Source organism: Paenibacillus sp. RUD330, from assembly GCF_002243345.2.
Taxonomy (GTDB): Bacteria; Bacillota; Bacilli; order Paenibacillales; family Paenibacillaceae; genus Paenibacillus_O.
Genome location: NZ_CP022655.2, coordinates 3,485,598 through 3,504,194 on the forward strand (window position 1 = coordinate 3,485,598; position 18,597 = coordinate 3,504,194).

The 18,597-nt window shown below is 60.6% G+C and carries 16 protein-coding genes; 1 reads left to right on the plus strand and 15 read right to left on the minus strand.

Translation table 11 applies throughout. From position 1 onward, the window contains the following. Positions 1–3 precede the first annotated feature (3 nt). Complete coding sequence (prmA, locus tag CIC07_RS15850; RefSeq protein WP_076354764.1) at positions 4–1,062, minus strand: 50S ribosomal protein L11 methyltransferase; 1,059 nt, start codon at positions 1,060–1,062, stop codon at positions 4–6. Between the two features lie 200 nt (positions 1,063–1,262). On the opposite strand from prmA, the gene CIC07_RS15855 reads away from it, so the two are divergent. Then, positions 1,263–2,396, plus strand: coding sequence for a cytochrome P450 (locus tag CIC07_RS15855; protein ID WP_234992884.1), 1,134 nt, complete (start codon positions 1,263–1,265; stop codon positions 2,394–2,396). Between the two features lie 190 nt (positions 2,397–2,586). On the opposite strand, the gene CIC07_RS15860 is transcribed toward CIC07_RS15855, so the two are convergent. The 14 genes from CIC07_RS15860 to hrcA all read right to left on the minus strand — a co-directional run bounded on the left by CIC07_RS15860 (position 2,587) and on the right by hrcA (position 18,552). Further along, complete coding sequence (locus tag CIC07_RS15860; protein ID WP_076354763.1) at positions 2,587–2,772, minus strand: hypothetical protein; 186 nt, start codon at positions 2,770–2,772, stop codon at positions 2,587–2,589. Positions 2,773–3,005: 233 nt separating this feature from the next. Further along, complete coding sequence (gene rbsK, locus CIC07_RS15865) at positions 3,006–3,953, minus strand: ribokinase (protein WP_240923480.1); 948 nt, start codon at positions 3,951–3,953, stop codon at positions 3,006–3,008. Next, positions 3,950–6,076 (minus strand): ADP-ribosylglycohydrolase family protein, encoded by a 2,127-nt coding sequence (locus CIC07_RS15870; RefSeq protein ID WP_076354759.1) that lies wholly within the window; start codon positions 6,074–6,076, stop codon positions 3,950–3,952. Before CIC07_RS15870 ends, rbsK begins: the two co-directional genes overlap by 4 nt. Next, on the minus strand, positions 6,073–7,257 hold the full coding sequence (locus tag CIC07_RS15875) for an ADP-ribosylglycohydrolase family protein (RefSeq protein ID WP_076354757.1): 1,185 nt from the start codon (positions 7,255–7,257) through the stop codon (positions 6,073–6,075). The genes CIC07_RS15870 and CIC07_RS15875 overlap by 4 nt, the downstream gene beginning before the upstream one ends. 13 nt (positions 7,258–7,270) lie before the next feature. Next, entirely contained in the window at positions 7,271–8,764 is a 1,494-nt protein-coding gene (locus CIC07_RS15880) for an extracellular solute-binding protein (protein WP_076354755.1), read from the minus strand. Positions 8,765–8,834: 70 nt separating this feature from the next. Further along, the gene (locus CIC07_RS15885) at positions 8,835–9,707 is read right to left on the minus strand and encodes a carbohydrate ABC transporter permease (protein WP_076354753.1); all 873 of its coding nucleotides are present in this window, start codon (positions 9,705–9,707) and stop codon (positions 8,835–8,837) included. A gap of 12 nt (positions 9,708–9,719) precedes the next feature. Then, a complete protein-coding gene (locus CIC07_RS15890; protein WP_076354751.1) occupies positions 9,720–10,613 on the minus strand; it encodes an ABC transporter permease in 894 nt (297 codons plus the stop codon). A 3-nt stretch (positions 10,614–10,616) separates the two neighbouring features. After that, complete coding sequence (locus CIC07_RS25205) at positions 10,617–10,943, minus strand: DUF4387 domain-containing protein (protein ID WP_076354748.1); 327 nt, start codon at positions 10,941–10,943, stop codon at positions 10,617–10,619. Between the two features lie 14 nt (positions 10,944–10,957). Beyond that, the gene (locus tag CIC07_RS15895; RefSeq protein WP_076354746.1) at positions 10,958–12,307 is read right to left on the minus strand and encodes an acyclic terpene utilization AtuA family protein; all 1,350 of its coding nucleotides are present in this window, start codon (positions 12,305–12,307) and stop codon (positions 10,958–10,960) included. A gap of 113 nt (positions 12,308–12,420) precedes the next feature. Then, the gene (locus tag CIC07_RS15900; RefSeq protein WP_076354744.1) at positions 12,421–13,116 is read right to left on the minus strand and encodes a FadR/GntR family transcriptional regulator; all 696 of its coding nucleotides are present in this window, start codon (positions 13,114–13,116) and stop codon (positions 12,421–12,423) included. A 287-nt stretch (positions 13,117–13,403) separates the two neighbouring features. Next, complete coding sequence (gene dnaJ / locus CIC07_RS15905) at positions 13,404–14,543, minus strand: molecular chaperone DnaJ (protein ID WP_076354742.1); 1,140 nt, start codon at positions 14,541–14,543, stop codon at positions 13,404–13,406. Positions 14,544–14,889: 346 nt separating this feature from the next. After that, a complete protein-coding gene (dnaK, locus tag CIC07_RS15910) occupies positions 14,890–16,728 on the minus strand; it encodes a molecular chaperone DnaK (protein ID WP_076354740.1) in 1,839 nt (612 codons plus the stop codon). Positions 16,729–16,818: 90 nt separating this feature from the next. Continuing rightward, the gene (grpE, locus tag CIC07_RS15915) at positions 16,819–17,367 is read right to left on the minus strand and encodes a nucleotide exchange factor GrpE (protein ID WP_076356870.1); all 549 of its coding nucleotides are present in this window, start codon (positions 17,365–17,367) and stop codon (positions 16,819–16,821) included. 156 nt (positions 17,368–17,523) lie between these two features. Continuing rightward, a complete protein-coding gene (gene hrcA, locus CIC07_RS15920) occupies positions 17,524–18,552 on the minus strand; it encodes a heat-inducible transcriptional repressor HrcA (RefSeq protein WP_076354738.1) in 1,029 nt (342 codons plus the stop codon). Positions 18,553–18,597: the final 45 nt, after the last annotated feature.

Consider the following 18,597-nt stretch of genomic DNA (forward strand, 5'->3'; position numbering starts at 1 on the left):
GGCTTACGACTCCCCTTCAGGCTTGGCGGCCACGAAGGCGACCCATTTGTCCTCGCGGACGCGGTCGACGATCTCGAAGCCGGATGCCAGAAGCCCGGCTTCGACGGCCTGCTCCTTGTTCTCGTATATGCCGGACGCGATATAGATGCCGCCCGGCTTCAGAGCCTCGTAGACATCATCGATGAACAGCAGGATGATCTCCGCGAGAATGTTGGCGACGACCAGGTCGCAGGGCGCCTCGACGCGCAGCGGGCCGGCCTGCTCCATGACTTCGGCCAGCTGCTGCCTGGCCTCGTCCTCGGCCGCGTTGGCGGCGCCGTTCCAGCCGGCGCCCTCTCCCGCGCTGCGGCTGATGACGCCGAGCAGGTCGCTCTGCAGCACCTGGATGACGTCGCCCATGCCGTTCAGACGGGCATTTTCCTTGGCGCTGGAGACAGCCACCGGATCGAGATCGACAGCCAGCACGCTGGATGCGCCCAGCAGGACGGCTCCGATGGCCAGTATGCCGGAGCCGGTGCCGACGTCGATGACCTCGTCTCCCTCGCGGATCGCCGATTCAAGCGCGCGCAGGCATAGGGAGGTCGTCGGATGGGTGCCGGTGCCGAACGCCATGCCGGGATCAAGCTCGATGATGCGCTCGCCCTCGGAACCCTCGTACGGCTCCCAGGTCGGCTTGATCGTCAGCCTTTCGGTGACCCGGATCGGCTTGAAATACTGCTTCCAGGCCGTCGCCCAGTCATCCTCGTCCACCGTGACGACCGCGATTTCGTATGTACCGGGATCGATGTCGTAGTCCTTCAGCTCCTCGATGCGGGGACGGATGGCGGCCACATGGGCGTCCATGTCCTCTTCTTCGCTGAAGTAGCCCTTGATGACGGCGTCTCCCTCGGCGATGTCGTTGAGCGGCAGCTCGTACCATTGGCCGAACGACTCGTCGCGCCGCCTGTTCAAGGAGCCGGATTCTTCGATGGAAACTCCGCCTGCGCCCTGTTCATGCAGAAAGTTGGAAATCATCTCCACCGCTTCCTCGGTGGTCGAGATCGTAAGTTCATGATATTTCATCTTCGCATAAGCCCCCTAACTTGCTATCCCGTCTATTCTACAACAGAAGCGACAGGCGGCACAAAACCTCCGATCGGGAAAGACTGGACTTCCCGCCCGCTTGGATAAGGATTAAAATGGAAATCGAAGCCGGTCGCATGGCGGAACCCAGCCTTGCAGCACCGGACAGACCAATCATGCATCCTGACGAGGTGAACACAGTGGAATGGAACGAACCGCAGCTGATTCCTTTGGACCGGTTCCGAGAGCTGAGACGCCAGTCTCCCGTGGAGCGTTTCGAAGGGGAGGGCTATGCCGGCTGGAGGCTTTTCGGTTACGACGAGGTCAAGGCCGCCTTTACGGATTACGAGCGCTTCTCTTCCCAGGGAGAGCAGAACCCGGACGACCCGATCGATTCCAGCATTCTCAGGCAGGATCCTCCGAAGCATCGCCAGCTTCGGATGCTCGTGTCGAAAGCCTTCACGCCGCGTGTCATCGAATCGATGGAGCCCGCCATCCGCAAGCTCGCGGAAGAATTGTTCGACAAGGCGGCAGCGAAGCCCCGCTTCGATGTGATGGAGGACCTGGCAAGCCCGCTGCCCATCTCCGTCATCGCCCGCATGCTGGGCATCCCGGAGGGCGACCTCAGCCGCTTCAAGCAATGGTCGGAGGATCTTGTCGGCACGAACCAGGAGCGCTACGTCCAATGCCAGCGCGAAATGAGCTCCTACTTCTCGGCTGTCGCCGCCGAGCGCAGGCTGGAGCCGCGGGACGATCTCATCAGCAATCTGGTCCAGGCCAAGGTGGACGGAGAGCAGCTGAGCGAGATCGAGCTGATCGGCTTCTGCATCCTGCTGCTCGTAGCCGGCAACGAGACGACGACCAACCTGATCACCTCGATTTTCCTTTGCCTCGACAGCCTGCCCGAAGTACGCGAGGAGCTGATTGCCGACCGCACGCTCATTCCCTCCGCCATCGAGGAGGTGTTCCGCTATTTCTCTCCGGTGCAGATGATGTTCCGGTCGGTGAAGCGGGATACCGAGCTCGGGGGAATGGCCATGAAAGCCGGCGATCCGGTCTTTCTGTATATCGCTTCGGCCAATCATGACGAGAAGGCATTTCCAGAGCCGGAGCGCTTCGACATCCGCCGCTCTCCCAATGCCCATGTGGGGCTTGGCAGCGGCATCCACTACTGCCTTGGAGCCCAGCTCGCGCGGCTGGAATCCCGCATCGTCCTGGAAACCTTGCTGGAGCGCTATCCCCGGTTCAGCCGCGACCGCTCCGTGCCGCTGGAGCGGATCGAGAGCAACCTGATGTTCGGACTGCGGCGGCTGCCGGTCTTTTTGAAACGGTAGCGCAGGCTCATAGCTTCTATCCCCAAAAGCCTCGCCTCGGAAAGCAATCCAAACAGCCCGGAAGCATTCCGCTTCCGGGCTGTTTTTCATGAAACAAGCGGCACGGCAGTCCGTTTCCGGCAGCAGGCGTTGCGCCGGCGACCGATAATGCGTCGGATCCGCAGGTCGCAAGCTGCTGCCGGGCCGCGGCTTATTGCTCCACCGTGCCCCCGGCACCGGAGATGACCGCCAGCGCCTGCCCTGCGCGGCTGTCGTCCACGACGGCGGTGAGGATGCCGCCCTCGCCTTCGCGGATCTCCGCCGCTCTGAGCATCTCCAGCTTGCGGAGCGCTTCCCGGATTCCCTCCGGCGACGTAAAGGCTGCCTGTATTTCCATGATGTTGCCTCTCCTCCCGTGACGTTCGTATGGAATGGCCTCTCCTAGGTTGCGCCTTTGCCTTATCGATATGCACGGAATATCGCCAGGCCGTCTCGCCGCAGAGGCAGGCGCAGGCGCGGCTCCCTTTCAAGGATAACCGGAACAGCAAACAGCCGAAGGAACATCCTCCGGCTGTGTCTGACGGCCACGGCCATTGCGGAAATCAATTGCGGAAGGCCATTGCGGGTTCATTATTTCCTGGCCAGCTCCCCCGCCATGAACGCCTCGACCTCAGCCTTGGACGGAATCGAGGACTGCGCTCCTTGACGCGTAACGGCGACCGCTGCGGCAGCCGAAGCGAACCGGAGCGCCTCCCGGGCTTCCGATCCTTGCGCGCACGCAGCCGCGAACGCGCCGATGAAGGTGTCGCCCGCCGCGGTCGTATCGGCCGCCTCGACCTTATAGGCCGGCACGGCGAACGGGTCTCCCGCAGCCTCCGCGTACAAGCAGCCCTGCTCTCCGAGCGTGACGACGACTCTCCTCGCGCCACGGGACAGCAGCTCGGAGGCGGCAGCCTCGGCCGACCCGATGTCTCCGACCAGAATTCCGCTCACGGCCGCAGCCTCCGTCTCGTTGACGATCAGCGTGTCCAGCAGCGGCAGCAGCTCGGCCGGCACCTCCCTTGCCGGAGCGGGATTGAGCCAGACGCGGACACCGGCCTCGCCAGCCGACCGGATGACCGCCGTGCCGGTCTCCCATGGAATCTCGTTTTGCAGCAGCACTGCGTAGACTCCGTCCCAGTCCGCCTCGGCGGCGGCATCCTCCGCCGTCAGCAATCCGTTGGCGCCTTCCGACAGGACGATATGATTTTCCCCGTCCGCATTCACGGTGATGATGGCGAGACCCGACGTCCCTTCCTTGGTCAGGACGGACTGCACGCCGACGCCGGAGTCCTCCAGCGAACCGACCAAGGCGTCGCCGAACGGATCGCTGCCGACCGCGCCGATCATGGAGCATGCCGCTCCGGCCTTGGCGGCCGCCGCCGCCTGGTTGGCTCCCTTGCCTCCGGGAAAGAACGAAGTTCCGAGACCGGACAACGTTTCGCCCGGCTGCGGGAAGCGCTCCACCTTGCTGACGACATCCATGTTGATGCTTCCGACAACGAGGATGCTGCGCTTGCCTTGCTGATCCGGCATCATGCCTTCTCCCCGTCGGGGAGCGCCCGCACCGCCGCATCCTTGATTCCGCTGACGCCGCCCTCCAGGCAGCCGAAGCCGAACATGCCGTGTCCGAAGGACGGATCCCTGCATTCCAGCACGTTCTCCCCGTTGATCTCGAGGGTGAAGGCATCTCCCACGGCCGTCAGCTTGAAGCGGTATTCCTGGCCCGGCTCCCAGTCGTACTTGGCCGTGAAGAGGCGTGTCGTTCCGAAATCCTGCTTGATGAACGACACGGTTCCACGTCCGTCGAAGCCGGCCAGATAATGCCGCATGACGCCCTGTGCCCGAGCGATCAGGAGATGGCTTATTCCCTCCAGCGGCTGGACCGTCGCCTCGACGATCATGTCCCGCCCGTAATAATTGCCCGAGAACGAAGCGGCGTCGCTCTCCGCCCGGCATACCATGACGCCGCCTTCCAGCTCCCACTTGCCCCGATGATGGGAGAAGGGCGTGATGGAGCCGAACTCCTTGGCCTGCTTGGCGAAGTCGATGCTGTACCTGGCGGCGCCGCCGACATGGAAGCGGCCGATGAACAGGCTTCCGAGCGCGCGGTCGAGCAGCGGCGACGGGCTTTCCAGAATCCAGCCGATCTCGTCGATCAGCGCGCCGTCCGTATCGGGAATGACAAAGGAGATTTCATTCCATTGCCCGTTCGCCGGCTTGATCGGCTCCAAGAGCATCTCCTTCTGCGTGAACGTATTCCGGATATAGGGAGTAAGGACGATCGGCTCGCCTTCCCATTGGTCGGCATAGATGGCGGCGCTGACCGTCTGCCCGCTGCAGGCCAGCGGCGAGAACACCGGCTTGTACTTCTCGTCGTTGAATTCCGCCCGCCGGTAGAACGGCTTCCAGTAGATCTTGCTGCTGTCGCCGGTCACGAGGCGGTCGAAGACGACCTCCAGCGAACCTCGACTGCCGTCCCGGCTCCGCAAGGCGGAATGTCGGACGACCGGCGTCTTGAAGGGATTGCTCGTGCGGAAGCCATGCGTCGACCCTGGCAGGTCGAAGTCGAAGAACACCTCTCCCGGCTTGAAGCTTTCCTTCAGATCCTGCGGAGCCACCTGCCCGTTCACGCGGAAGCCGAGAAGCGCGAGCTCCTTGGCGAAGGTCGGAAAGTCGACGAGGTTGAGATACCCCGACACGCTGGAGGCGACGATGAAATCGTTGATCGGCTCCCGATAATGGTCCGGGATGCCGGCCAGGCCGGAGTATACGCCGAGGATGGTGCCGACATTGCCGGCGTTGCAGTCCGTATCCCAGCCGCACATGGAGGCGATCTCCACCGTGCGCGCAAAATCTCCTTCGCCGTATAGAAGGGCAAGCACGCAGACGCCGGCATTCGGAATGATGTGGCATACGCCCGTGTATTTGTCGTAGCCCCAGTGATCCTCCAGGTATTGGCGGCATGCCTGCCAATCGCCGGGGCGCCGCTTGTGGAAGTCCAGGACGGCATTCACGACTCGAGCGTACGTGGAGTCCCCGGGAATCTGGCGAAGCCCTTCGGCAATGACAGCCTGCACGCTGGAGGCGTCGAATGCCTTGGCGATGCATGCCGCCATGAAACGGGCTCCGTGCAGGCCGTTGCCGTCATGCGAGACGCTGGCTGCCTTCTCCGCGTATTCCGCCGCCTTCTCCGGATTGCCGGGGAAAAGCAATCCCCAGGAATCGATGAAGATCTGTCCGCCGATCTGCTCGGCCATTTCCAGGCCGTTCACCTCGATCGAGCCTGAGCGGGGGGCGGGAATGCCCTTGCGCAGGTTCAGGTAAGCCCGGTGCTCCGTGCTGATGTCCTCGCCGCCCCACCAGAACATGCCGATGCCTTCCCTGGCATAGTTCAGCCAAGCCTTGCCGACATCCTCGGGCGTAAGCTCGCGTCCGTCGGCATCGTCGTACAAAGCCCGGACGAAGAAGACAGGTCCATTGGCATCGTCGTCCGCAGCGAAGGTGCTGTAGCTTTTCACGTAATTCCTGATATCCCCGTATACATCCCGGATGCGCTCGTAGGTCCAGGCGACCGGCTCGATCGGAGCTCCCAGCCTGATGCCGACATTCATCCCGATGAAGCCCGCATAGACCGTCTCGACGTAGGATTTCGGCATCATGTCCTCTCCTCCTTCGCAGCGTCATGGATGCTTTCCAGCATGTCGCGCCGGGCTTCCCAGGCATGCAGATCGTCCTGAATGATCCGCGCCGCCGTCGCGCTGAACCGGTCGGCGATGTCCGTCAGATCAAGACGGTTGACGGCGTCCAGCTGCCGGATATCCTCTGGCGAGATGACCTCGGCGCCGTGCATGGCGCCGAGGATCACGCCGGCCATGACCCCGATGGAATCCGTGTCCCGTCCGGAGTTGATGCCGTCCAGAATGGAACGGTAGTAGTCCCCGTCGTTCAGGATGATGAAGGCGAGCGCGAGCGGCAGCTCCTCGATCGACCAGAGGCGGCTCGGCGTGTAGTGGTTGCTTGGAATGCCGACCTTGTCGATATGGCGGCTGACATCGTCGCCCATCGGCGAGTATTTCGCCATGATCCGGTGCAGCACGGCGATGACCGCGTCCCTGTCGTCCCTGCGGGGGCGCAGGTCGCGGGCGGCGGCCGTCAATTCGGCAATCGCCGCCTTCGTGCCGTCCTTCGCCAGGGAAAGCGCCGTCTCCACGATGGCATCCGCCGTCACGCCGGGCTCGAAAGCCTTGGCGACGCAGGCGGCGAGCACGCCTGCCGCCTCGAGGCCGTAGCTGCTCTGATGCCCCATCGCGAACAGGATCGCCTCGTCGTAGGCCGCCTTGGGGTTGCCGGCGTTGACGACGCCGATCGGGGCGATGTACATCGCCGCCCCGCAGTTGACCATATTGCCGAGGCCGCCTTCGCGCGGCTCGCAGTTCGCCAGCACATGGCGGAGGAAGATATGCTTTTCCGGGTAGAAGAGCCGATCCATGATGTAGGTTTCCCGGTCCAGCTCGGGAACGAACGTTTTGCGGAAGGCGATCTCCTTCACGAACTCGCCGCCCATATCGTAGGCGTCCAGATGCCTGCCCTCGGCATGGTACACGTTGATCAGGGCGATGGTCATCAGCGTATCGTCGGTAACGATGCCGTCTCCCCTGACCCGGCCGAGCCGGACATCCTCGGGCAGATCCATCTTATGCCATCTCGTCATGATGGACTCTACACGCCCGTATTTCATTTTGATTTCGTCATAGGTCAGCTTCTCGACCGGGGCTCCCATGGCATCCCCGAGCGCGGTCGAGATCACCACGCCCCTTACCCGACTGCGGAATGTCGTCATCGATGCATGCTCCTTACTTGATGGTTTTGTTCGCGTATTTGGTGATTTCGGTTCCTCCGGCTGCGTTCCAGGCGTCGACGAACTGGCCGAACTGGCTCAGATCCTTCTTGCCGGTAATGAAGTCCGTCGAGTATTCCTTGTACAGATTGTTCATCGCGTCCCAGTTGGCGACGAACTGCTCCGGAATGATGAAGTTGTTGTCTTCGGTGTAGTACTCCGAAGCCATCTTCAGCGATTTTTCCCCCGGCTCGCCCAGCAGCGGCGTCTTCAGCGGAATGTCGGACTTGATGGTCACCGGCTCCCAGAAGCGCGCATACCAGTTGTTGTAATAGTTCTCGTTCAGCTCGATCTTGCCGTCGACGATTTTGTAGTCCTCGTTTTCATAGCCGAGACGGTCCAGCATCTGGCCTTTGGGGCTGGCGAGGTAGTCGAACACCTGGAACGCGGCATCCTTGTTCTTCGATTGGGAAGAGATCGCCAGGCCGCGGGATTCCTTCGTGACGTCCGTCGCTCCGAAGCCTTGGCCGATGCCCTTGGCCGGAGGCAGCACGACCAGCTTGGCGCCGGCTCCTCCGAGATCCTGCATGCGGCCGTTGTACAGGTCGAGGATTTTGCCTGCCGTACCGGTGATGACGCCGGCTTCGCCCTTGTAGAAGGCATCCTCCTTCGTATCCCATTGCTTCGTGATGAACTGCGGATCCAGCAGGCCTTCCTTGTACAGCTTGTTGTAGAAGGCCAGCTTTTCTTTCTCGCCTTCGGAGATCTTGGCGTATTCGAACGTGCCGTCATCCTTCTTGATCCACGTTTTGTCGAGGCCGAACGCCGAGTTGAAGATCGTATTGATCTCCGCGATGTCTCCCGCAGCCGTAAGCGCATAGGCCGGCTTGCCGGAGCCCGGCTTCTTCTCGACCAGCTCCTTGAAGAAGGCGTAGTAGTTGTCCACGGACGGGTTTTCCGTCAATGCCTTGGAGCTGTCCATCGCTTCGAACCAATCCGCCCGGACGACCGGAGCCTTGGGAGCGAGCGGCTTGATCCACAGCAGATACGGATAGCTGGTCATGCGGGTGATGTTGTGAGGCTCCATGATGTCTTTGACGTACTTGGATTTGTTGATATAAGGAGTCAAGTCCTCCAGAAGGCCTTGCTCGGCCATCTGCTGGTCGCCGCCCTGGAAGTAGATGATGTCCGGAATCGTGCCGCCGAGCAGCAGCAGGTTCAGGTTCTCGGCGTAGCTGCCCTGCGCCAGATCGACCAGCTCGAACTTGACGTTCAGGCCTTCGTCCTTGGCAAGCGCTTTCTCCAGCTCTCCGAAAAATCGGACCGAAGCGGCGTTCGCCGTGCCTTCGTCCTTGTAGACGATCTTGAGCGTGATCGGCTGGCTGCCGCCTTCAGGCTGGGCGGAGCCGGCATTTCCCTGATTGGCGGCCGGAGTGCCCGAGTTGGACGAGCAAGCGGTCATGACGACGGCCATCGTAGCGGCGATCGCGATTGAATTCCATTTTTTCATGTTTTTTATCTCCCCTTATGGATGATAGCCTTCCTCGCTTAAGCTGCCCTTGCGGCCGGAACGCTCCGGCTTAATCCTTGACTCCCCCTTCCAGAGCGCCCTTGGCGTAATACTTCAGGATGAACGGGTAGAGCACGAGCAGCGGCACGATGGCGATGATGATCGTTCCGGCCTGCAGCGCCGCGAAGTCGAAGTGGATGGAGCTGTCGAACATGTTCTGGCTGCCGATGAGCGACGTGTTGTCCTTGCGGACGACGAACTGCCTCAGCACGACCTGCAGCGGCCACTTCGCCGGCTCCGAGATGTACAGCGTGGCCCGGAAATACTCGTTCCAGTGGTACACTCCGTAGAACAGTCCGAGCGTGGCCAGCCCCGGCTTGGAGAGCGGCATCATGATCCGGCTGTACATCCGGAAGTGGCCGGCTCCATCGATGCGGGAAGCCTCCAGAATCTCCTCCGGAATGTCCTGGAAAAACCGCATCAGGATGAAGAGGTAATACACATTGACCGCCTTGTACAGAATCAGCGAGGTCAGCGTATTCATCAGGCCGATGTCCTTGATGAGCAGATATTCCGGAATCATGCCCGGCTCAAACACCATGATGACGATCAGGAAGAAGAGGACGAATTTCTTGCCCACGAATTCATTGCGGGCGAGCACGTAGGCGGCCATCGAGGTGAGCGCCAGGTTGAGCGCCGTACCCGCGACGGTAATCCAGACCGAATTGAGGATGCTGCCCGTTATGAGCGGATTGGCGAACAGAAGCTCATAGTTGAGCGTGGAGAAGCCCTTCGGAATGATGTCCAGCCCGCCCATCAGATGCGCCTTGCCCGGCTCCGTGAAGGACAGGGCAAGCAGATTGAGCAGAGGCACGAGCACCATGAGCGTGAAGGCGAACAACAGCAGATAAATGACGAGTTTCGAAACTTCCAGTCGTCTCACTTGATATCCCTCCTACCAGACGCCTTTGCCTGAGATGCGCTTCGAGATGAAATGCGTGCCCAGGATGAGGACGATGCCGATGACGCCCTTGAACAGGCTTGCCGCTGTCGCATAGGCGAACTGGCCGTTGCCGATGCCGATCCGGTACACATACGTGTCCAGAATGTCCACGACGCTGATGACCGATGCATTCATGAAGTTGAACACCTGATCGAAGCCGGCATTCATGAAAAAGCCCAGATTGAGAATGAAGACGGTTACAACAGTGCTGTAGAGATGGGGCATCGTAATGAAGCGCATTTGCTGCAGCCGGGTCGCGCCGTCGATCTTGGCCGCTTCGTACAGCCCGGGGCTGATCTTCATGATGGCGGCCAGATAGATGATGGAATCCCATCCTGCGCTGCGCCAGATTTCCGAGAAGACGAGCACCCAGCGGATATGCTCCTTGCTCGTCATATAATCGACCGACGGCAGCTGGAAGAAGCTCGCGATCTGGTTGACGCCGCCGGTCGCCGGATTCAGAAGGCTGATCCAGATGCCCGCGATGACGACCCAGGACAGGAAATGCGGCAGGTAAAGCACGGACTGCACGTATTTGCGGTACTTGGAGCTGCGCACTTCATTGATGAAGAGCGACAGCACGATCGGAATCGGAAAGACGAAGACGATCTTCATCAAGCTGATGATGATGGTGTTCTGGAGCACGCTGGCGAATGCCGGCGAGCTGAACAGCGTCTTGAAATGCTTCCATCCGACCCAGACAGGGTCGCCGATGATGCGGTAATCCTGGAAGGCGAGCTTCATGCCGTAGAGCGGGATGAGATGGAAGATGAAGAAGTAGAGCAGGGGCAGGAACAGCATGGCGTAGAGAACCCAGTCCTGCCGCAGCCGCTTCATGACGTTCATAGCCTACACCTCCCGGGGACAATGGATTTCCAGCTGCATGAGCGGGGCGTGCTGCTGCGCCCCGTACACATCCCGGTCTCCGGCGCTGCCGGAGGAGATCTCCCGCGACATCGTCACCTTGAAGCCGAGCGCCTGATCGAAAAAGACGAAGTGATGGATCTGCTCCTCCGAGATTCCATAAGCCTTGCCGACGGCTTCTCTGGTGACGGAACCGGAATTCTTGACGTTTTCATACATTTCCCTGGAGTCGAAGAGCACATCCAGAGTAAGTTCAAAAGGGCCGGAGTTTTTGCTCCGCAGCACCTTGGCCATATCGCCGAGCTTGGTCATGGCTTGCATCCTCCTTATCGCTGCTCGATCGTGAAGACATCCGGTCTCGATTCCATCAGATGGTACACGGAAAACTCATACACCGGCCCGAACTCGATATCGCTGGGAGCGAACGGGAAGGCCAGATTGCCGGCGGTCGACTTGCGTCCCTCATAGCCGTAATGCAGGAAGGTCGAGCGGACGGTCGCGCAGATGCTGCTGGCCAGCTCCTGCGTGCGGGCGACGACCTCGAACATGGCGCCGACCTCATGCCCCCGGAACGCTTCCGGCTCCTGTCTGCCCAGGACGCCGTTCATTCCGTAGTTGTAGAAGCGGATCTCGTAATCCGACTCCGGAATGTCCCGGTAGTAGTCCTTCGCCTGGCTGCGGACCAGCTCCTGGACCGCCACCAGCTTGCCCAGCAGAATCGGATCGCGGATGCCGGCCACGACGAAGGTCCGATATGCGGTCTGCCTCGCGCCTTCGAGCTTGATTCTATACGTATCGGCCGGAAGGTAGCGGCTGCCGCTGACGCGCACGACGCCCGGGCTGCTTTCCTCGAAGCGGCATAACTCCAGGTCCAGCGTGAAGCCCGGTCCATGCAGGATGTAGGGATGCTCCTTCTCGTAGAACGTATGGGCCGCAACGCTCGTCTCGCTGCAGGTCCGGTCCGGATTGAGCGATTCGACGGTGAAATAGCCGTCGCTGATCGTCCCGAGAATGCTGTCCTTGGTCGTTCCCGGCTCGGCGCACAGCGCGCCGCATTCCAAAATCTTGCCCAGATGATAGGACAGGCCTGGATCCTTGCCATGGTAGATGCCGATAGCCGCGAACGGCGATGGATCGTAGGCTCTGCCGCAGACGATGATGTCCGCTCCGCCCCGCAGCGCTTCGACGATCGGCTCGTGTCCCATCTGGGCCACGATGCTGTTCGTAGCCGCGATGGCCTCCTCCGTAAGCGGCGGAATGTTCGGACTCAGGGAGGATATCCGCCCTTCCTCTCTTGCCTGCAGGAGCTCCTCTTGGGAGAAGTCTGCCCAGATGACGGTAATGTTGGCCTGCAGCTTCATTTCCTCCAGCAGCTCGTCGATGATCTCCAGCGTCCAGTTCACATGCGTTCTCGCCCCGGAGCCCCCGGCCGAGCCGATGATGATCGGGATTCCGCTGGACAGGCCGGCTGGAATCATGATGCCGAGGTCCTTCTTCACCGCCCTCTTGCTGACGATGGAGACGCCGGCGCCCAGCTTGTGCGGGCCTCCATCGGTCGAGCCGGCATCCACGACGATGCCATGCGGCTCCCGGCTCATTCCATTCATGAAGGAATTCTCCGGAAATCCGTATCCCAGCATGCCGCAGGGCGATAAGATTCGAATGTCTGTGCTCATCTCGGTCTCCCTCATTTTCAAGTCGTAGTGGGTCGTTCTGGTATCATTTGGATGGTTGGACAGTTGGATAATTGGATCACCCAATTTAGGATAAAGAAAAAGGGGATTTCCCCTTAGGCTTGAACAGCGTTTCGCTGGATGTTGTCCTTCACATGGCTTAAATGGTTGAGCAACGCAAGCCTGGCCTTGACGGGATCCCGTTCCTTGATCGCCTGCAGGATGAGCAGATGCTCCTCGTATACCTCGCTCTTGCGGCCGGGAATGACCGCCGTCTTGCTCAGCGTGCGCTGCAGCATATCCATCTGCAGCTCGATCATGTTGACGAGCACGACGTTATGGGTCGCCTTGGCGATCGAAAGATGGAATGCCTGGTCCGGCTTGGAGCGGTCCCCGTCGAGATCGATCTGGCCCCAAGCCTCGAAGGCCGCTTCGATCTCCGCGATATCCTCCTCGGTCGCCCGCTTGGCGGCGAGCTCCACGATGCCGGTCTCGAACAGCTCGCGGGCTTCCAGCAGCTCGATGATCGTCGCCCGCTCGATATTGTCGAGGATCCGGCTGCGGTCCTCGGCGACGTCGAGCGACTTGCTCAGGAAGCGGCCGCCGCCGGGACGGGCCTCGATCAGCCCTTCCCGCTCGAGGATGCGGAACGCCTCCCGCAGCGTGCCGCGGCTGATGCCGAACGACTGGGCGAGTTCCCTCTCCGTCGGCAGGAAGTCTCCCGGAGCGAGATTGCCTTCGAGGATAAGGGTTTTCAGCTGCTCGATGACATCCTCGTAGACCCGATGATATTTGATTTTCTTAATCGTCATAAATACGTCTTTCCCCTCTATCGCGCGCGTTGCCGGAATTGGATCATCCAATTGACCACTTGTTAAGCATAAGCGCAGGCTGGGATCGTGTCAAGCGCTTTCATGCATCTGATTTGTCAGGAGAGAGAAGCCTTTCTCGCTAGGTGACGATAACGCTTTGAATAACCAGCATGCCGGGTACGACAGTATGCATTGAAGGGTTTACCCCCTAGGCTTGGCAGGGCTATATGTAAAAAAGGGCGTTCTTCGATGAGAAGAACGCCCTTTTATGGTCTTGCATGGCTAATCTAGTCGCCCCTGAAAGCCTTTTTCATCCGGTCGAAAATGCTCTCGTGATGCTCCTGATCCTGGCCCGAGGCGGAAGAGCCTCCCAGGCCGCCGAGCTGGCGCAGCAGATCCTTCTGCTCGTCGCTGAGAGCGGTCGGCGTGACGACCGTCACCTTGACATGCTGGTCGCCGTTGCCGTAGCCGCGCAGCTTCGGCACGCCTTTGCCCTTGAGGCGGAAATAAGTGCCCGTCTGGGTGCCGGCCGGAATCTTCAGCTTGACCTTCTCGGTCAGCGTCGGAATCTCGATCTCGTCGCCGAGCGCCGCCTGCGCGAACGTCAGCGGAATCTCGCAGTAGATGTCGTCGTTCTCGCGGTCGAAGAATTCATGCGGCTTGACGCGCAGCACGATGTACAGGTCCCCGTTCGGGCCGCCCTTCGTTCCGCCCTCGCCTTCGCCGGTCAGGCGGATTTGAGCGCCTTCGTCCACGCCCGCCGGAATCTTGACCGTAATCTTGCGCTGCTTTTTGACTTTGCCGGCGCCATGGCAGGTGCCGCATTTGTCCTTGATGATCTTGCCGGAGCCGCCGCAGTTCGTGCAGGCGCGGCGGTTGACCATGCGGCCGAACGGCGTGTTCTGCACGACCTCCTGCTGGCCGCTGCCGCGGCAGACGGAGCAGGTTTCCGGCTTCGTTCCCGGCTTGGCGCCGGAGCCGTGGCATGTATCGCAATTTTCGGTCCGCGGAATGGTGATTTCGGTTTCCTTGCCGAATACCGCTTCCTTGAACTCGATCGTCATCGTGTACTGGAGATCGTTGCCCCGCTGCGGCGCATTGGGATCGCGCCGGCCGCCTCCGCCTCCGAAGAACATGTCGAAGATGTCGCCGAAGCCGCCGCCTCCGAAGTCCTGCCCCGAGAAGCCGCCGCCCCCGAACTGGTTCGGGTCGACATGGCCGTACTGATCGTACACCGAGCGCTTCTGGTCGTCGCTCAGCGTATCGTAGGCTTCCTTCACTTCCTTGAACTTGCTTTCCGCATCCGCTTCCTTGTTCACATCGGGATGGTACTGCCTGGCCATCTTGCGGTAAGCCTTCTTGATGTCTTCGCCCGAGGCGCCTTTATCGACTCCAAGCACCTCGTAATAATCGCGTTTGTCCGCCAACCTCTCTCACCCCCATGAGCACTTGTCTATCCATGTGCATATGATCGCTGAGGAGACGGTTTGATCTTCCGACCGCTGTCAGAGGCGGACGCTTCCGCTTCTGCAGATTCAAACCACTCTCCCGCGCCAGCTCGCACAACTAGAACCTCCACTTCCAACCCTCAAACCTTGCTCAAACACGCAACAAACGGCTTGCCGCCCTCTCCCTCCCGGAGCCCCGGGCCGGGTGGCCGCAGGGCGCTGCTTGGAAAAAGGCGGAGCCGCTTGATGGATGGCTATTGCTATGGTAACGCGAATGGCTCCTTCAAGTCCATCCCTCGCCATTCGCGTCGGAGAAGCAACGGGCTTACTTCTTGTCGTCGACGACTTCGTAGTCGGCGTCCACGACGTTGTCCTTGCCGCCGGCGGAAGCTCCGCCCGCGTCTGCGCCAGAAGCGCCCTGCTCGGCTTGGGCCGCTTGCTCATAGAGCTTCACCGATAGCTGCTGCACGATTTCCGTGAGCTCCTCGGTCGCCTTCTGGATGGCTTCCAGATCCTCGCCGCCGATCGCCGCCTGGAGAGCTTCCTTCGCCTTGTTCGCTTTCTCGATCTCGCCCGCATCGACTTTGTCGCCCAGATCCTTCACCGTCTTGTCGACGGAGTAGATCAGCTGGTCGGCATTGTTTTTCGCTTCGACGAGCTCTTTGCGCTTGCGGTCTTCCTCGGCGTTCAGCTCGGCGTCCTTCATCATGCGCTCGACTTCCTCGTCGCTCAGGCCGCTCGAGGATGTGATCGTGATCTTCTGGCTCTTGCCCGTGCCTTTATCCAAGGCGCTGACGTTCACGATGCCGTTGGCGTCGATGTCGAAGGTGACCTCGATCTGCGGAATTCCGCGCGGAGCCGGAGGAATGTCTCCCAGCATGAAGCGTCCAAGCGTCTTGTTGCCCGAAGCCATGGAGCGCTCTCCTTGAAGGACGTGGATCTCTACGCTAGTCTGGTTGTCCGCATAGGTGGAGTACACCTGGGATTTGCTCGTAGGAATCGTCGTGTTGCGGTCGATCATTTTGGTGAATACGCCGCCGGCCGTCTCGATGCCGAGGGAGAGCGGGGTGACGTCGAGCAGCACGACATCCTTGACGTCGCCGGTCAGGACGCCCGCTTGCACGGCAGCGCCGAGAGCGACGACTTCATCCGGGTTGACGCCTTTATGCGGCTCTTTGCCGATCAGCTTCTTGATCGCTTCCTGCACGGCAGGAATGCGGGTGGAGCCGCCGACCAGGACGACCTTGCTGATCTCGCTCGCGGACAGGCCGGAGTCGCTCAGAGCTTGACGCGTAGGTCCGAGCGTGCGCTCGACGAGCGGAGCTGCGATCTCCTCGAATTTGGCGCGGGTCAGGTTCATCTCCAAATGCTGGGGAACGCCGTCCACCATCGTGATGAACGGCAGGCTGATCGTCGTCGTCAGGACGCCGGACAGCTCTTTCTTCGCTTTTTCGGCCGCATCCTTCAGGCGTTGGACGGCAGCCTTGTCCTTGGACAGGTCCGTTCCATGCTCCTTCTTGAACTCGGATACGATGTGGTCGATGATGACTTGGTCGAAGTCGTCGCCGCCGAGGTGGTTGTCGCCGCTTGTCGCTTTGACTTCGAAGAAACCGTCGCCGAGCTCGAGGATGGAGACGTCGAACGTGCCGCCGCCAAGGTCATAAACGAGGATCGTTTGATCTTCCGTTTTCTCGAGGCCGTAAGCCAGCGCCGCCGCTGTCGGCTCGTTGACGATGCGGAGCACTTCGAGGCCGGCGATCTTGCCTGCGTCCTTGGTCGCCTGGCGCTGGGAATCGTTGAAGTAGGCCGGTACGGTAATGACCGCTTGCGTCACGGCTTGGCCCAGGTAGGCTTCCGCATCGGATTTCAGCTTCTGCAGGATGATGGCCGAAATTTCTTGCGGCGTGAAGTCTTTGCCGTCCACCGTTTCCTTGTGGCTCGTTCCCATATGGCGCTTGATCGACATGATCGTGCGGTCCGGGTTCGTGATCGCTTGGCGCTTGGCCGTTTCGCCGACGATGCGCTCGCCGTCCTTCTTGAAGCCGACGACCGATGGAGTCGTGCGGTTGCCTTCCGGATTCGGAATGACGACGGCCTCGCCGCCTTCCATTACCGCTACGCAGGAGTTCGTTGTTCCAAGGTCGATGCCGATTACTTTGCTCATGAGTATATCCTCCTTCGTTTTCATCCACATTTTATAAATGAAGTATAACCTCTGTATCTTAAAGGCAGCTTAATGCGTCGGGACGACGGCTTAACCGCTGACCTTGACCATCGCTGGGCGAAGCACCTTGTCCTTGAGGATATAGCCCTTCTGGACTTCCTCCACGACGATGCCTTCCTCGTGGTCGTCCGACTCCACCTGCATGATCGCCTGATGGAACTCGGGGTTGAACGGGCTTCCGACCGCTTCCATTGCCTTGAGGCCTTCCTGTTCAAGGACGCCCTGCAGCTGGCGGAAAATCATGTCCACACCCTTGGCGAGCGAATCGGAATCGCCGCTGCCGGCTGCCGCCGCGAGGGCGCGCTCGAAGTTGTCGACGACCGGCAGAAGCTGGGTCAGAAGCTTCGAGGAAGCGTACTGGGCAAGCTCTTCCTTCTCCTTCTGCGTGCGGCGGCGGAAATTGTCGAAGTCCGCCTGCGCGCGCAGATAGCGCTGCTGGTGCTCCTCCGCCTGCTTCGCCAGCTCGTCGCAGCGCGGATCTCCTGCGGGGGCGTCGGCTTCTGCCGCGCCCTCTGCCGGAGCCGGCTCGCCTGCTGCGGCAGCCGATGCCTGCTCCGCCGTCTGCTGATCCGGGTCCATGATATCCCCTTCGTGATGCTGTTCCTGTTCATCTAGCGTATTCTTCTTGGATTCCAAGCATACTCACCTCCTGCAATAATCGCCGCTAGCGGCTTATGTACCGGGATTCCCCCGGCCATCCCGCACCATGGCGGTGCGGAATCGAATGTCTCCGCCTCAGCGCGGCCCTCCGCGCCCGATCATCAGATGCATGTTGCTGCTGAGCACTCCCAGAAGGCTGATCACCTTGCCGTAGTCCATCCGGGTAGGGCCGAGAATGCCGATCGTGCCGAGCGAATGTCCGTCGAGAGCATAAGTCGCCGTAATCAGGCTGCAGCTCGCGATCGCCTCATGATCGTTCTCGGTGCCGATCCGCACCTGGATGCCTTCCGGCATGGACGAGAACAGCTTCAGCATCGTCGGCGTCTCATCGAGCAGATCGAACAGGGTCTTGACCTTGTCGACATCCTTGAACTCCGGCTGCGTAAGGATATTGGTCGTGCCGGAGACGAACAGCCTGCCGTCCTGCTCCGGCCGCAGCGCCTGTTCAAGTATGCCCAGAAGGCCTTCGATCTGCTCGGCGTAACGTCCCATTTCTTCCCCGGCTTCCGAGAAAAGCCGTGACTTGAGCCGCAGCAGCGGAACTCCGCTCAGCCTCTCGTTGAGGAAGCGGACCGCCTTCTCCATGTCGCTCATGTCCAGATCGGCCGGAATCGTCACCGTGCGGTTCTCGACATGGCCGGTATCCGTGACGACGATCGCGACTGCCTTGTCTCCGCCAAGGGGAACAAGCTGGAAATGCTTGAGCGCCTGATTGACCGAGTCGGGTCCGAGCACGATCGAGGTGTAATTGGTCAGGTTCGAGATAATCATCGCGGCATGCTGGACGACTTGCTCCATCTCGATCATCCGGCTCGCAAAAAACGACCGCATGGTCTTGAGCTCGCTGTCCGTGACGCTGTCATGCTTCATTAAATGGTCGACGTAATACCGGTATCCCTGAATGGAAGGGATGCGTCCGGCCGATGTATGGGGCTGCTCCAGGAAGCCGAGCTCCTCCAGATCCGCCATCTCGTTGCGGATGGTCGCAGGGCTGAACCCTACGTCTCCCCGCTTGGAGATGCTGCGGGAACCTACAGGCTCGGCAGACCGGATATAGTCATTGATGATGGCGCCAAGAATCAGCTGCTGTCGTTCGGTCAACATCCGCGTTCTCCTCCCGTGCGTTCCATTTTCGGCCGGCTTGCCGGT